The 14,107-nt window shown below is 71.2% G+C and carries 15 protein-coding genes; 5 read left to right on the top strand and 10 right to left on the bottom strand.

The features are described from left to right. Positions 1-2 precede the first annotated feature (2 nt). The 6 genes from ACIBQX_RS41495 to ACIBQX_RS41470 all read right to left on the bottom strand — a co-directional run bounded on the left by ACIBQX_RS41495 (position 3) and on the right by ACIBQX_RS41470 (position 5,518). The gene (locus ACIBQX_RS41495; protein ID WP_397014575.1) at positions 3-434 is read right to left on the bottom strand and encodes an NfeD family protein; all 432 of its coding nucleotides are present in this window, start codon (positions 432-434) and stop codon (positions 3-5) included. A 77-nt stretch (positions 435-511) separates the two neighbouring features. Further along, on the bottom strand, positions 512-1,681 hold the full coding sequence (locus tag ACIBQX_RS41490) for an Ig-like domain-containing protein (protein WP_397014573.1): 1,170 nt from the start codon (positions 1,679-1,681) through the stop codon (positions 512-514). Positions 1,682-1,753: 72 nt separating this feature from the next. After that, complete coding sequence (gene fahA / locus ACIBQX_RS41485; RefSeq protein ID WP_397014571.1) at positions 1,754-2,857, bottom strand: fumarylacetoacetase; 1,104 nt, start codon at positions 2,855-2,857, stop codon at positions 1,754-1,756. Further along, positions 2,854-3,642: a hypothetical protein gene (locus ACIBQX_RS41480; RefSeq protein WP_397014569.1), complete on the bottom strand. Its 789-nt coding sequence runs from the start codon at positions 3,640-3,642 to the stop codon at positions 2,854-2,856. Before ACIBQX_RS41480 ends, fahA begins: the two co-directional genes overlap by 4 nt. After that, on the bottom strand, positions 3,639-4,808 hold the full coding sequence (locus ACIBQX_RS41475; protein ID WP_397014568.1) for a homogentisate 1,2-dioxygenase: 1,170 nt from the start codon (positions 4,806-4,808) through the stop codon (positions 3,639-3,641). Before ACIBQX_RS41475 ends, ACIBQX_RS41480 begins: the two co-directional genes overlap by 4 nt. Positions 4,809-4,888: 80 nt before the next feature. After that, positions 4,889-5,518, bottom strand: coding sequence for a helix-turn-helix domain-containing protein (locus tag ACIBQX_RS41470; RefSeq protein ID WP_397014566.1), 630 nt, complete (start codon positions 5,516-5,518; stop codon positions 4,889-4,891). 124 nt (positions 5,519-5,642) lie between these two features. Here ACIBQX_RS41470 and ACIBQX_RS41465 point away from each other — a divergent pair, with 124 nt between their 5' ends. The 3 genes from ACIBQX_RS41465 (at position 5,643) to ACIBQX_RS41455 (ending at position 7,933) form a co-directional block, all read left to right on the top strand. Further along, positions 5,643-6,233 carry a hypothetical protein gene (locus ACIBQX_RS41465; protein ID WP_397014564.1) on the top strand — a complete coding sequence of 197 codons (591 nt, stop codon included), beginning with the start codon at positions 5,643-5,645 and terminating at the stop codon, positions 6,231-6,233. Positions 6,234-6,271: 38 nt separating this feature from the next. Continuing rightward, the gene (locus ACIBQX_RS41460) at positions 6,272-7,399 is read left to right on the top strand and encodes an NAD(P)/FAD-dependent oxidoreductase (protein WP_397014562.1); all 1,128 of its coding nucleotides are present in this window, start codon (positions 6,272-6,274) and stop codon (positions 7,397-7,399) included. Between the two features lie 72 nt (positions 7,400-7,471). Continuing rightward, positions 7,472-7,933 carry a hypothetical protein gene (locus tag ACIBQX_RS41455; protein ID WP_397014560.1) on the top strand — a complete coding sequence of 154 codons (462 nt, stop codon included), beginning with the start codon at positions 7,472-7,474 and terminating at the stop codon, positions 7,931-7,933. Here the strand turns inward: ACIBQX_RS41455 and ACIBQX_RS41450 are convergent. Then, a complete protein-coding gene (locus tag ACIBQX_RS41450) occupies positions 7,925-9,169 on the bottom strand; it encodes an MFS transporter (RefSeq protein WP_397014558.1) in 1,245 nt (414 codons plus the stop codon). The two genes, ACIBQX_RS41455 and ACIBQX_RS41450, sit on opposite strands and share 9 nt — an antisense overlap. A 179-nt stretch (positions 9,170-9,348) precedes the next feature. Between ACIBQX_RS41450 and ACIBQX_RS41445 the strand changes: the two genes are divergently transcribed. Continuing rightward, the gene (locus ACIBQX_RS41445) at positions 9,349-10,638 is read left to right on the top strand and encodes a hypothetical protein (protein WP_397014556.1); all 1,290 of its coding nucleotides are present in this window, start codon (positions 9,349-9,351) and stop codon (positions 10,636-10,638) included. A gap of 11 nt (positions 10,639-10,649) precedes the next feature. Here the strand turns inward: ACIBQX_RS41445 and ACIBQX_RS41440 are convergent, their stop codons facing one another. From ACIBQX_RS41440 to ACIBQX_RS41430, 3 genes are all read right to left on the bottom strand, one after another. Next, positions 10,650-11,078, bottom strand: coding sequence for an SgcJ/EcaC family oxidoreductase (locus ACIBQX_RS41440; protein ID WP_397014554.1), 429 nt, complete (start codon positions 11,076-11,078; stop codon positions 10,650-10,652). A gap of 4 nt (positions 11,079-11,082) precedes the next feature. Next, complete coding sequence (locus tag ACIBQX_RS41435; RefSeq protein WP_397014552.1) at positions 11,083-12,060, bottom strand: helix-turn-helix domain-containing protein; 978 nt, start codon at positions 12,058-12,060, stop codon at positions 11,083-11,085. Positions 12,061-12,124: 64 nt separating this feature from the next. Further along, positions 12,125-12,325 carry an EF-hand domain-containing protein gene (locus ACIBQX_RS41430; protein ID WP_397014550.1) on the bottom strand — a complete coding sequence of 67 codons (201 nt, stop codon included), beginning with the start codon at positions 12,323-12,325 and terminating at the stop codon, positions 12,125-12,127. A gap of 121 nt (positions 12,326-12,446) precedes the next feature. Here ACIBQX_RS41430 and ACIBQX_RS41425 point away from each other — a divergent pair, with 121 nt between their 5' ends. Continuing rightward, the gene (locus tag ACIBQX_RS41425; RefSeq protein WP_397014548.1) at positions 12,447-14,105 is read left to right on the top strand and encodes an alpha-amylase family protein; all 1,659 of its coding nucleotides are present in this window, start codon (positions 12,447-12,449) and stop codon (positions 14,103-14,105) included. The last annotated feature ends 2 nt before the right edge of the window (positions 14,106-14,107 follow it).

Here is a 14,107-nt window from a genome sequence, read left to right as displayed (position 1 = left end):
GGTCACTCCCGGGGATATACGAGGGCGGTCGCTCCGTCGATCTCGATGACGTCGACGGTGGCGCCGGTGGGGATCACGAGGGTCTCGTCATATGCGCGCGCGGACCATTCCTCGCCGGCGAGGCGAATTCTGCCGTCACGCCCGGTGACCTCGGACAGCACGTAGGCGGGCTTGCCGACAAGGGCTTCCACCCCGAAGCGGCGCAGTTGCGGCTGGCGGATGTGGCGCGCGGCGATGGGCCGGATGACGACCAGCCCCGCCGTGGACGACAAGGCGAACACGAGAAGCTGCAGTGGCACGGGCAGCCCGATGGCGGCGGTCGCCGCGGTCAGGAGCGAGGCGATCCCCAGAAGCCCGAGGGCGGCGGTGAGAGTGAATATCTCGGCCACGCCGAGGACGACCGCGAGGATTATCCAGATGATCCATGCATCCATGCTCCGCCTCCTATAGGAACAACGGTCCAGAACGTGAGACCGTTCCCCCTCCCCCCACCGTAATGCTGGATTTGCCCTTATGGCAGGGGTCGTGATGGCTTCGAGGCCTCGGAAGAAAGGGCGCTTCCGCGCCGCCATTCTTCCCATGGCAGTTGCCAGTAGCCCCAGCCGTTCTGCCAATCGAGCTCGCGGGTGGTGCCGGTGATCGTCACCGGGTCGCCGCGCAGCGAGTTGGCGTAGAACCAGGCCGCCTGGTCGGGCCGGGCGTTGACGCAGCCGTGGCTGACGTTCGCCCGGCCCTGGGCCCATACGTTGTCCTTGGCGTGCACGTACTCCCCGCTGTCGGAGATGCGGACGGCGTGGTCGATCATGACGTCGTAGTAGCCGGGATCGCCCTCCGTGCGGCCGGGCGAGATCATCCGGACCGGGTCGCCCTTGTCCATGGTCAGGTGGACGCCGCTGGTCGTGGTGTATTCGCGGGTGGTGGCCATGCCGGCGCTGATGGCCATGTCCTGCACCGTGCGGCCGTCGCGGCGGACGGTCATCCGGTGGGTCCGCACGTTGACGGCGGAGGTCTGGTCGCGTCCCACGGTGAAGCCGAACGTCTGGTCGGCCGCCCCGTAGACGCCGGTGGCGAGGCGGACGCCGGCCAGGTGGGCGGTGACCGTGACCTTCCGCCTGGCGGGCCAGAAGCGCCGGGTGCGGTAGACCGCCCGGGTGTCGCTGGTCCACCGCCAGGCCCCTTCGACGGGCGGCGTCGTCCGGACCTCCAGCGCCCGCTCGACGGCGGCCTTGGCGCGCACCGGGGTGTCGAAGTCGAGGATGATCGGCATGCCGACGCCCACGGTCTCGCCGGGCAGCGGCGCGATGGCGGCCAGGCCGAACGTGCGCTCGGCCGGTCGGGTGCGGAACCGCCCCATGGCGACCGTCGCGGGGCCGTCCGGATCTCCGGCAGCGGTGGCGGTCACCACGTATTCGGAGCCGGGGCGCAGCGTCCAGTCGGAGCGCCAGGTGGTGCGCGCGGCGTCGAGCGTGCCCCGTACGGCGGTGCCATCGGTGTAGGCGAGGACCTCACTGAGCGTGCCGCCCTGGGCCCTGACCACGATCCCCCGCTCGGGGCGGGCCCGCATGGTGTCGAAAGACGGGGAGACGTGGACCACGGGCGGGCGGGGCGGAGGGCCCTGAACGCCGCAGCCGCCGAGGGCGAGCAGGGCGGCCAGGAAGATCGTCGCGGCACGCCGCAGCATGTCACTCCTGCTGTCCGGGGAACGGGACCCTCAAGGTTAGCGGTGAGTCATGCCTACGGCACCCTGAGTCACTTATCCGATGGTTCCGGAAACTTCCCCCAGGCTGACCTCGCCCGCCGTGGCGCGGATGGTCACGGTGTCGCCGTCCTCCAAGAACGTCCTGGTGTCGCCGTTGGCCAGCTTGATCGGGTCGGCGCCGTTCCAGGTGAGCTCGATGAGCGAGCCCCGCTCCTCGCGCTGCTCGCCGGAGACCGTGCCGCTGGCGAACAGGTCGCCGGTGCGCAGCGAGGCGCCGTTCACGGTCAGGTGGGCGAGCATCTGGTCCGGCGTCCAGTACATGCCCCGGTACGGCGGCCGGGAGACGACCTCGCCGTTGATCGCCACCTCCAGGGTGACGTCGAGCCCCCAGTCGCCCTGCCGGCGCAGGTAGCCCAGCGGCAGCGGGTCCTGGGCCCGGCCGGGGACCCTGGGCAGCGCCTCCAGCGGCGTGATCCACGGCGAGATCGAGGTGGCGAACGACTTGCCCAGGAACGGCCCGAGCGGAACGTACTCCCAGCCCTGGATGTCGCGCGCGCTCCAGTCGTTGACCAGCGTCACCCCGAAGACGTGCTCCTCGAACGCGCCCGCCCGGGAGCCATGCTCGGACGGTACGCCCACCACGAACCCCAGCTCGGCCTCGATGTCCAGCTTGGCGGTCGGGCCGAACACGCCCGCCCCCAGCTGGCCGTGCGGCCGTCTCACCGGCGTGCCGGACACCACCACCGTGCCCGCCCGGCCGTGGTAGCCGACGGGCAGGTGTCGCCAGTTGGGCAGCAGCGGCTCGGCGTCCGGCCGGAAGATCCGGCCGAGGTTGCCCGCGTGCTCCAGCGAGCAGTAGAAGTCGACGTAGTCGGCGACCTCGAACGGCATGTGCAGGCGCACCCGGTCGAGCGGGATCAGGTGCGGCTCGGTGACGGCCAGGTCGCTGGTGAGCTTGTTCTGGATGAGCGCCCTGGTGTCGTGCCAGGCGCCGCGTCCCCGGGCCATGAACGGGTTGAGCGTCGGGGCGGCGAACACCTCGTCGTGCAGGGCGGCGGCCAGGTCGAGCACCTTGTCGCCGTAGCGCACGCCCACCCTGGGCCGCTCACCCTGCGGGGAGAAGACCCCGTACGGCAGGTTGTCCAGTCCCCAGCTCACGCTTCCTCCTCGATCAGTCCCAGGGTGAGCATGTCCTCGATGGGCGTCACCGTGCTGCACGAGCCGTAGCTCACCATCAGGTGACGCGCCCGCTTGGCGGTCTCCTCGGGCACGGAGCGCGCCAGCCGTACGAGATGCCCCGCGTCCGCGGAGCGCAGGACCGGCACCGCGTCGCGGTGCTCGACCGTCTCGCAGACCGCCAGCAGCACGTTGAGGAAGCCGTGCCGGTCGACGCCGAGCGCGGGGTCGAAGTGGCGGACGGCGTGGTGCAGCCCGGCCGTGGCCTTGAACGGTATGTCGTTGTCCGCACAGAACCGGATGAACCCGGCGAGCTGCTCCGCCGGTGGGAAGTCGCCGGCCTCCGGCCCGCCGCAGCGGACCTTCAGGCCCACCCCCTCGGGCACGTCCGAGAAGTGCTTCCTGGGCGGCACCTCGACGAACAGCCGCACGCCGGGCGGCAGCGACGTGTGCAGCTCCCGGACGGCGTGATCGAGACTGTGGTCGTCGTTCGGCCGCACCTCGACGAAGTCGACCGGCAGGTCGTCGAACGGCGGCACCTCCTCGGTGTCGACGATCAGTCCGATCCGCCGGGGCGTGAACGGCTCACGGCGCAGCGCGTCGAGGCGGCTGGCCGGGCACAGGAAGCGGTGGGTGAGCATCCGGGTGCCGCGCTCCTGGTCGCGCTCGTGGCGGCCCAGGGCTTCGGACATGTGCAGTGACGTCGGCGGGAACAGGCCCGCGTCGTCGACCAGAGCGGTGAAGAGCGTCGTCGGGAAGGAAGTCATCGTGACCAAGTCCAGGCATAGCCGGTGTCCTCGCAGGACAGTGCGCCCTGTCCGAGGTCGAGCGGGCGGAAGGTGTCCACCATCACCGCCATCTCGCTGGTGGTGGTGACGCCCTTGGCGACGGCGTCGATGACGGCCTCCACCGCGCCGGGCTGCGGCCCGTGCGTGAAGCCGGCCGGATGCAGGGAGATCGAGCCGACGTCGATGCCCGAGCCCTTGCGTGCGGAGTAGTCGCCGCCCACGTAGAACATGAACTCGTCGGAGTCCACGTTGTGATGGTTGTAGGGGATCGGCACGGAGTCGGGGTGGAAGTCGAGCGGGCGCGGGCAGAAGGAGCACACCACGAAGCCGGGCCCCTCGAACGTCTGGTGGACCGGCGGCGGCGCGTGGGTCTTCTTCACCACCGGCTCGAAGTCGTCGATGTTGAACGCGTACGGGTAGAGGCAGCCGTCCCAGCCGACCACGTCGAAGGGGTGGTGGCGGTAGACGAGCCTGGTCAGCCCGCCCCGGGTGCGCACCAGCACCGGCACCTCCCCGCCCTCGACGGTCAGCGGCTCGGCGGGGGCGCGCAGGTCGCGCTCGCAGTAGGGCGCGTGCTCCAGGAACTGGCCGTGCTGGGACAGGTAGCGCTTGGGCGGCCTGATGTGCCCGGACGCCTCGATGGCCAGCACGTTGACCTGCCCGTCGGGCACCCACCGGTGGATGGTGCCGGTCGGGATGACGACGTAGTCGCCGGGCCCCGCCTCGATCACCCCGTAGGTGGACTCGAAGCGGGCCCGGCCCGCCTGGACGTACACGCACTCGTCGCCCATGGAGTTGCGGTAGAGCTCGCTGGGCTGGTCGCTGGTGGCGTACGACAGCCGGACGTCGGCGTTGCCCGCCAACAGGATCCGCCCGGCCACCAGGTCACCCGCGCCGGTGAGCTCCTGGGTGCGGAAGTGGCGGGGGGACAGCGGCAGGTTGGGCTCCAGCCGCGTGTCGGTGGTGGCCGTGACGGCCTCGGCCTTGACGATCGCGGTGGGCAGATGGCGGTGGTAGAGCAGCGAGGAGTCGGACGAGAAGCCTTCCTCGCCCATCAGCTCCTCGGCGTAGAGCCCGCCGTCGGGCCGCCTGAACTGGATGTGGCGCTTGCGAGGCACCTCTCCCACGACGCGGTAGTACGGCATCTACTCCTCCACAAGCTGTCCGTATAGCGGACGCATCCGTCCTCTATGTGTGACCACGGTCCGTCATCGCCCCGGACATGTCAACCCAGGGCGCCGGCCAGTTCGGCCGCGGCCTCGACCACCCGCGCGCCGGTGGACTCCTCCAGCGGCCCGAACGTCACCACCCCGACCGAGGCCTCCAGCCAGGGCAGCCCCGTCACCGGCGCCGCCACCCCCCGTGCGCCCTCCTGCAACTGCCCCTCGGTCGCGAGATATTCGGCCCGTCCCTCGCGTAGGGCCAGGATCGCCTGTCCGGCCGCGCCTTTGGTCAGCGGATGGCGCGAGCCCTCGCGGTAGGCCACGTGCATGTCGGTCCACGACGGCTCGACCACCGCCACGGCCAGCCCGTCCGCACCCTCCGCGACGGTCAGGTGCGCGGTCGCGCCCACCCGCTCGGCCAGCCGCCGCAGCGTCGGCAGCGCCGCCGCTCTCAGGAGAGGTTGTACGGCCTGCGCCAGCACGAGCACCCCGAATCCCAGATGCACCCGGCCTTCGGCGTCGCGGCGCACGAACCCCTCGTTGAGCAGCGTGGTCAGCAGGCGGTACACCACCGGGCGGCTCAGCGAGAGCTCGGTGCTCAGCTCGGTGGGCGTGCGGCCGTTCCTGCCGTCGGACAGCAGCCTCAGCAGGCGGAGCCCGCGCTCCAGGGTCTGGGCGGATTCAGCGACCATGACCCCGATTATCTATGCGTGAGATGGGGGTGACGCTACGCGCTTAAAGGGGTACGTAGCTGGACAGAAGCACCGGGGGGTAAACATGCGGCAAACGTGGACACTCCTGGTTGCCGGATTGGCCATGTGCGCCCTTCTGCCCGCCCTGCCGTCGGTCGGGCCGAAAGCCATCCAGCTGGCGTGGGGCGCCCCCGAGGCGACCCGGTCGGACCGGCTGCTGGAGGACGTCTTCTACGTCACCGAGGGCATCGAGGTGAGCCGGAGCCTGACGCCGACCGAAAAGGGCGTGACCTTCCAGGCGGCCACCGACCTCGCCCCCGGCGTCGGGGTGGACGCGAGCGGCAGACTGTACGGCACGCCGGACCGCGTCGGCACCTACAACGCGCCCGTCCGCCTGTGCAGCGGCCGGGCCTGCGCGGAGGAGCGGGTCACGTTCGTGGTGCTGCGCAACGTGCCCTGGTATCCGAGCTCGCTCACCTTCCCCGGCAGGATCGGCCGGCCGCTGGACGGCCGGATCCAGATCAACGGCGGCCCCTCCGGAGTGCTCCCGACCTTCACCGTGACCAGCTACGAAGCCGTGCCCGCCGGGGTCACCATCGGCCCGGACGGTCGGGTCGGCGGCGTCCCCACCGCGTCCGGAGTGTTCCGGGTCCCGGTGCGGATCTGCGTGGCCGGCAACTGCGCGGGCGTCGTGGCCACGCTCATCATCATTTGACCTTGCGCGAAACGGTGTTTTGCGGTCACCGTAATGCCATGAAGACGGTCGTCGTGGTCGGGGCGGGCATCTGGGGATCATCGCTGGCGTTGCGGCTGGCCGAGAGCGGCTGGCAGGTGACGCTGGTCGAGCAGCACAAACCTGGGCATGTACGGCAGGCCAGCGCGGGCGAGACCCGGTTGATGCGCTGCGCGCACGGCACGGAGGACTGGTATGCCCGGATGGCCTGGCAGGCCCGGGACGGCTGGCGGCGGCTCTCCGAGCGGGCAGGGGAGGAGCTCTATCACGAGGCGGGCATGATGTGGTTCGCCGGGACGCCCGACGGCTGGGAGAGCGCCAGCGCCCGGGTCCTGAAAAATCTGGATATCCCGTGTGAGGTGCTGGACCCGTCGGACGGCGCCCGGTTCTTCCCCGAGTTCCGCGGGGACGACCTCAGCTTCCTGCTCTGGGAGCCGAAGGCCGGCGTGATCAGGGCGCGGCGGGCCACCCAGGTGACCGCCAAGCTGGCCGAGGCCGCCGGAGTACGCCTGGTCAGGGGCCGGGCGGTGCCCGTGACCGGCGACGACGCGCCGTACCGGAGCGCTGTCCGGGTCGGCGGCGAGGTGCTCGCCGCGGACCGGGTGGTGTGGGCGTGCGGCGCCTGGCTGCCGGGACTGTTCGACGTCCCGCTGACCGTCACCAAGCAGGACACGCTGCACTTCGCGGTGCCCGCCGAGTGGACCGTCCCCGGCACGCCCGCCTGGGTCGACCACGGCGCGGCCGCGTACGGGCACGGTGACGTGGACGGCGTGGGCATGAAGGCCACCTCCGACATCGAGGGCGCGCCGTACGATCCCGAGCACGGCGAGCGGACCGTGGACGAGGCCGGCGTCGCCCAGGCCAGGGCCTACCTGGCGCGGCGGTTCCCCTCGCTGGTGTCGGCGCCGGTGCTCTTCAGCCAGGTCTGCCAGTACGCGCTCACCCCCGACACCGAGTGGATCATCGCCGAGGTCGCGCCGGGCGTGTGGCTGCTGGGCGGCGACTCCGGGCACGGCTTCAAGCACGCCCCGGAGCTGGCCGCGTACGTGGCCCGGGTCCTCGACGGCGACCACGAGCCGGAGGCGCGGTTCGGGCTGCACGAGCGGACCCCCTCACGCGGGCTGCGGACCAGCGGAACAGCCGAGTAGGGCGGGCCCCACCTGCGGTTCGGGGGGCGGCGGGCCTGCCCCGACAGGGGGTGGCGGCGCAGACTTCTCGGCATGACCAAGACCGTCGCACCACCCACGCAAACCCCGCAGACCGTGCACGCCGCCGCCATCCTGTGGCTGGTGGCGGTGGCGGCCGGGATCTTCGAGACCGTGCTCGCGGTCACCGGCCTGCTGTCCAGCGGCACGGCCGGTGCCGGTGAGGTGCTGTCCGGGGTCGGCCTGCGGGTCGTCGTCTTCGGGACCGCGTGCTTGCTCATCTGGCGGATGTGGCAGGGCCGTGACTGGGCCCGCTGGAGCCTGACGGGCCTGCTGGGCGTGCTCGGCCTGCTCTCGATGGTGGTCGCGCCGGTCCAGTGGCTGCTGGCGGGCGGCTCGATCACCGAGGCCGTCGCCCAGGCCGGCGTGCGGGACCTGCTCTTCGGCGGCAGCAGGGCGCTGCACGTGCTGGCCGTGCTCGGGGCGGTGGCGCTGATGTTCCAGCCGCGGGCCCGCGACCACTTCCGGTCAGCCTGAGACCGGCTCGGGCAGCGGGGCGCGAAGGTTGCGCACGGCGGGGGAGAGCAGCGCGGCGCAGGTGGACAGCACGATGAGGATCCCGCAGCCGATCAGCGCCGCCTGCGGGCCGACGACCGCCGCCGCCGGCGCGGCCAGCAGAAGCCCCAGCGGGCCGAACATCAGCGAACCGAGCGCGTCGTACGAGGCCACCCGCGACAGCGACTCCGCCGGCACCTCCCGCTGCATGGTCGTCTGCCAGAGCACCCCGAAGACGTCGAAGCAGACCCCCAGCCCGAACGCCGCCAGCACGCTCGCCCAGAGCGGGGCCTCCGCGCCCAGCAGGAAGTACGGCAGCGCGGACGGCAGGCAGAGCAGGGTGCCGACCAGGATCGGGCGGCGTGGCCGCACGCGCAGGGAGACGAAGACGCCGGCGATCGTGCCGACGGCCTCACCGGCGAGGAACGCCGACCAGGCCGGGGCGCCGCCCAGGCTCTCCTTGGCCAGCAGCGGCCCGAGCACGCCGTGCCCCGCCTGCAGCGCCATCACCAGCACCGAGAACTGCGCGACCACCACCCAGATCCACTGCCGGGAGCTGAACTCGCGCCATCCTTCGCGCAGGTCCGACAGCACCGACTGCGCCGGGCCCTCGGCCCGCTCGCCGGGCGTCAGCCGCAGCGCCGCGAGCAGCAGCCCCGCCACGGCGAACAGCGCGCCGCTCACCGCCAGCGCCCAGCCGCCGCCGACCAGCACCACCGTGCCGCCGCCGAGCACCGCGCCGGCCACGCGGGACACGTTGGAGCCCAGGCCGAGCAGCGCGTTGCCGGTCTGCAGCCGGTCGGCCGGCACCACCTCGGGGATGATCCCGGTCAGCGCCGGATAGAGCACCGCCATCGCCACGCCGCTGAAGGCCGCGGCCGTCGCCATCGCGAACAGCGGGGTCCAGCCGCTGAGCATCATCGCGGCCAGCGCGAAGAACGCCAGCGCGTTGACCCATTCGCCGACCATCATCACCCGCTGGCGCGGCAGCCGGTCGGCGAGCACGCCGCCGAACAGCATGAACAGCACCATGGGCAGCGCCTCGGCGGTGAGCACCACGGACAGCGTGGTGGCGGTCGCGCCGGGGAGCTCAAGGATGCCGAAGGCGAGGGCCACGGGGGCGAAGGAGCTGCCGAGCATCGAGATGGTCCGGGCCGACAGGAGCAGGGCGAACCGCCGATCCCGGAGCAGGCCGAGATCACCCATGAAAGTACGCACGCCGCCCCCTTGGAAACACCCAAACAGGTACCAGTGTGCCCGTACCGCTGACCTGGTGTCGCGCCATTTTCGGTACGGCTACTCGTGCCGCCTCAAAGGGGCTGATCGCATTGAACGATACTGATCAGCCGGATATTGTGCGATATGCCCGACGATCACCCCCTCGGAAGTTAGGCGCCATGCGACTGCGGCAGATCTTCGTCATCGGCCTCGCCCTCTCCCTGCTCGGCATCGGCGTCCCCGCGTGGTCGGAGGACGACCCGCGCAGCTGCAACGACCTGATGTCCGAGGACGCCCCCGCGTACGTCGTCTGCCACTGGATGGCCACCCCGGACGAAGTGGACGACATCGCCAACTTCTGGCTGGGCAACGACGGCCAGAACATGAAGGACACCGGGCCGATGGACGGCAACGTCGTCGACTGCACCACGTCCGGCGAGCAGTGCGCCGACTTCGACGTCGAGGGCGACGGCGAGATGCACGACGGCGGCGCCCCCGGCCCCGACGACGGCGGCGGTGACGGCGGCACCCCCGAGTGCCAGACCGCCGAGCCCTGCTTCGTCGGCCCCGACGGGGTCACCCAGGCCCAGGCCAAGCAGGCCGCCGAGACCCCCACCGGCCAGGCCGCCAAGACCGCCGCCGACACGGGCATGCGCATCTGGATCGACGCCGAACTGGCCGACGACTACAAGGCCGGCAACCTCGCCGCGGCGGCCAAGAAGCTCGCCGCCCTCGCCGTACAGCCGGGGGTCGTGGGCGTGCGGTTCAGCTCGCAGCTCGGGTACGACAAGGACTTCGAGACCGCCGACGACCTGGACGCCTTCGTCGCCCAGGCCTCGGCCGCGCTCCGCCAGGCGGCGCCGGGCAAGAAGCTCGCCGTGCACACGCTGATGCCGGTGTTCGGCTGCGGCGTCAACGAAGAGTGCAAGACGGCGATCACCGAGAAGTATCCGCTGCTCGACGCCGACCGCGTCGGCGGCTGGCTCGCCAAGGGCCTCGTGGACCAGCTCGCCCTCGACGGCGGCCACCTGGCCACGGAGTACGCCACCTGGCAGATCGACGCCGCCACCGCCCAGCGCAACCAGTGGATCCAGGTCCGCGCCCGCGCCTGGGACGCCTACGCGCAGATCGCCGCGGAGGACGCCGGCTTCGCCGCCCCCGGCACCTCCCAGCTCACCCCCGAGCAGGCCACCACGTCGATCACCGACCGTGTCGCGGCCCCGCTCCAGCACGACGCCGCCGAGACCGTCACCCTCTGGACCCGCTGGCAGGACGGCCAGGGCCAGGTCAGCCGGGCCTACGGCGAGAAGTGGGCGGCCAACACCACCTGGGACCAGCTCAAGAAGCTCACCACCATCCGCCCGCGCCTGGCCACCGTCTACGACCCGGCGTCGCCCGAGGTGGACAACGCCACGGACCTGAAGCACCTGTCAGAGGTCTTCGGCCAGGTCTACCTGCACACCGCCTAGACGCCGCCTGGTCAGGCCATGGTCTCCAGAGCCGCCATGGTCTCCAGGGACAGCAGGCGCGCGTTCTCCAGGGCCACGACCACCCAGCGGTCGTCCCGCCACACCACGACGAAAAGCTGCATGGAGAAGCGCGTCGACGGTGGCTCCTCCTCGCCCGGCATGAGGATGCCGACGCGGCTGTGGACCACGCCGACGCCCGGGCTGATGATCCGGGCGAACGGCACCTCGCCCCGCACCAGCCGGGAACCCTTCATCACCGTGCCGAGGAGCGCCTCGTGTGCCGTGATCGCCTCCGCGCGGCTCCGGTAGATGGTTCCCTCAAGCTCCGCGAAAAGGGCGTCCTCGGCGAAATCCGCGAAGAAACCGGCGACGTCCCCGCGGTTCCAGGCCTCGTACATGTTGGTTGGAATGGTGCTCATCGCCTCGACCGACTGTTCCATGCGATCACCTTTCTGTAGTTCGGGCGCCCCCATCCTCGCTAGGCCGGGCGGCGGGCGCCTTGACTGCCCGTGCACGGTCACTGGACGTCAGCGCTGACGCGTTGTAGCCGTACGTCGCCTTGAAGAGCCTGCTGAAATGCGCCGGATCGGCGAATCCCCAGCGGGCGGCGACAGCCGCGACCGTCCGGTCGCTTCGCGCCAGGTCGGCGCGGCACTGCTCCAGGCGGCGTCGGCGGATGAGGGCCGCGACGGTCAGCGGCTGGTCTTCGAAGAGCTTGTGGAGCCGGCGTACGGAGATGTGGTGTGCGGCGGCGATCCTGGCCGGGGCGAGATCTCGGTCGGACAGCCGCGCCTCGATGTAGCCGAGAACGCGGTCGCGCAGCGTCTCGTCGGCGCCCGGCCGCGTGTTGCCCAGCTGGGCATCGAGCGCCACCGAGATCAGCTCGATCACCGCGGCCGCCGATCGGTCCGCCTCACCGGCGCGGAACCCGGTCAGCGACCGGGCCATGTTCCGTGCCATGTTCCGCGCCAGTGAGGACACCAGGGCGCCCGGGCCGCGGTCGCCTTTGATGCGTACGCCGGCCAGGCTGGCGGCGTCGCCCGGGCGGAGCCGCAGCTCCCGCCGGGGCACCAGGATGGTCACGTGCGTGGAGGCGGTGCTGGCGAACCGGACCGGCCGCGCCGGATCGATGAGGACCAGGTCAGTCGGCCCGAGGTCGGCGATGCCGCGGCCCTGCTCGACGCGTGCCCGGCCCCGCGTCATCAGGTCGATCTGCCACCACTCCTCGTCGGTGTCGCGGACGCCACGAGCGTCCCGGAAGCACTCGCCCTCGGGCGTGACCAGCTCGATCAGCTTGAGAGGCCCGAGGTCGCGCGCCGCGACGGCGGCCCGGAACTCCCTGCGGTCGTGGCGCGCGCTGAGGACAGGCGGCATCCCGCTGGTTGCGAGCGTCTCCTGGAAGGTTTCGATGTCGGTTAACACGGCCCCACGCTAGCGCCGCCGGTGAGGCTCCAGGCGACTCGGCCAGGGGGACGTGGCCGCCGCGTCAGGGCTGCAGGAAGGTGCCGAGTTCGGTGACGTCGATGAGGCCGTCGCCGTCGCGGTCGAGCCTGCGGACGCCTTCCTGGGCCGCGTCCAGGGTGATGGGGCGGCCGAGGACCTCCATCAGCCGCACCAGCTCGACGGCGGAGATGCGGCCGTCCTTGTCGGTGTCGATCAGGTCGAAGGTGATCGCGTAGTCGCTCATGGTGGCCCTTCCAGTGGATCGTGTCGCGTCAGACCTTAGTGGCGACTTGTCGTAGTGCGTCAATGAATGCGGTCACTTGTGGGCGTTGTGAGATCGCGGCCTCCCGGGGTAGTGAGGCGCGATGCGACTGACGTACACCAGCGACCTTTGGTGGAAGAACGCCGTCATCTACTGCCTGGACGTGGAGACGTTCAAGGACGGGAACGGTGACGGCATCGGCGACTTCCGGGGGCTCACGCAGGAGATCGACTATCTGGCGGGGCTGGGGGTCACCTGCCTGTGGCTGATGCCGTTCTATCCGACGCCCAAGCAGGACGACGGTTACGACGTCACCGACTACTACAGCGTCGATCCGCGACTGGGCACGCTGGGTGACTTCGTGGAGTTCATGCGCACCGCCCACGACCGCGGCCTGCGGGTCATCGCCGACCTGGTCGTCAACCACACCTCCGACCAGCACCCCTGGTTCGTGGAGGCGCGCTCGGGCAAGGACTCGCCGCGCCGCGACTGGTACGTCTGGTCCGACACGCCGGGGCCGGAGCCCGCGCAGCTCGTCTTCCCCGACAAGGAGGACAGCGTCTGGGAGCTCGACGAGGGCAGCGGCCAGTACTACCTGCACAGCTTCTACCGCCACCAGCCTGACGTGAACATGGGCAACCCGGAGGTACGCGACGAGATCACCCGCATCCTCGGCTTCTGGATGGAGCTCGGGCTGGCCGGGTTCCGGGTCGACGCGGTGCCGTTCCTCATCGAGAACATCGCCCCCAAGCTGGCCGACCCGCACGAGGTGCTGGCCGACCTGCGTGCCTTCATGACCCGGCGCAAGGGCGACTCGGTGCTGCTCGGTGAGGTCAACGTGCCGTACGAGGAGTTGCTCGGCTACTTCGGCGAGGGGCTCGGCGACCAGCTCAGCATGTGCTTCGACTTCATCGGCATGCAGCGCGCCTGGCTGTCGCTGGCCCGTGGCGACGCCGCGCCGCTCGCCGCCGCGCTCAAGGAGCGGCCCGCGCCGCCCAAGGACTGCCAGTGGGCGGTGTTCCTGCGCAACCACGACGAGCTGACCCTGGACAAGCTCACCGAGGACGAGCGCCAGGAGATCTTCGCGGCGTTCGGCCCCGACAAGGACATGCAGCTCTTCGGCCGCGGCCTCCGCAGGCGGGTGCCCCCGATGCTCGGCGGCGACCCGCGGCACGTCAAGCTCGTCTACAGCCTGCTGTTCTCGCTCCCGGGCACCCCGGTGCTCTTCTACGGCGAGGAGATCGGCATGGGCGAGGACCTGGGAGCCGAAGGCCGCATGGCGGTCCGCACGCCCATGCAGTGGTCCAAGGAGGGCGGCTTCACCAGGGGCACGCCGGTGCGCGCGATGACCGAAGGCGACTTCGGCCCCGACCGGGTCAACGTGGCGGACCAGCTGCGGGACACCTCGTCGCTGCTGCGCTGGATCCAGTTGCTCATCGAGCGCTACCGCCAGTGCCCCGAGCTGGCCTGGGGCACGTACACGGTGCTGGCGTCGGGGGACCCGGCGGTCTTCGCGCACCGCTGTGACGCCGACGGCGCGACGGTCCTCGCGGTGCACAACCTCGGCGACGACCGCGCGGACGTCGAGCTGTCGCTGACGGGCCTGGAGGGCTGCCGGCTCACCGACCTCCTGGTGGACGGCACGCTGGAGGTGCCCGAGAGCGGCCGGGTGAGCCTGCCGCTCGACGGGTACGGCTGCCGCTGGCTGCGCGTCTCGGCCCCGGAGATCCCTCCGGAGGACGCCTCGGTCCTGGCGCACTGACT

Source organism: Nonomuraea sp. NPDC049714 (genome assembly GCF_044465295.1).
Classification (GTDB): domain Bacteria; phylum Actinomycetota; class Actinomycetes; order Streptosporangiales; family Streptosporangiaceae; genus Nonomuraea.
Note: the sequence above shows the minus strand (reverse complement) of the source record. Positions and strands in the feature narration are given on the sequence as shown.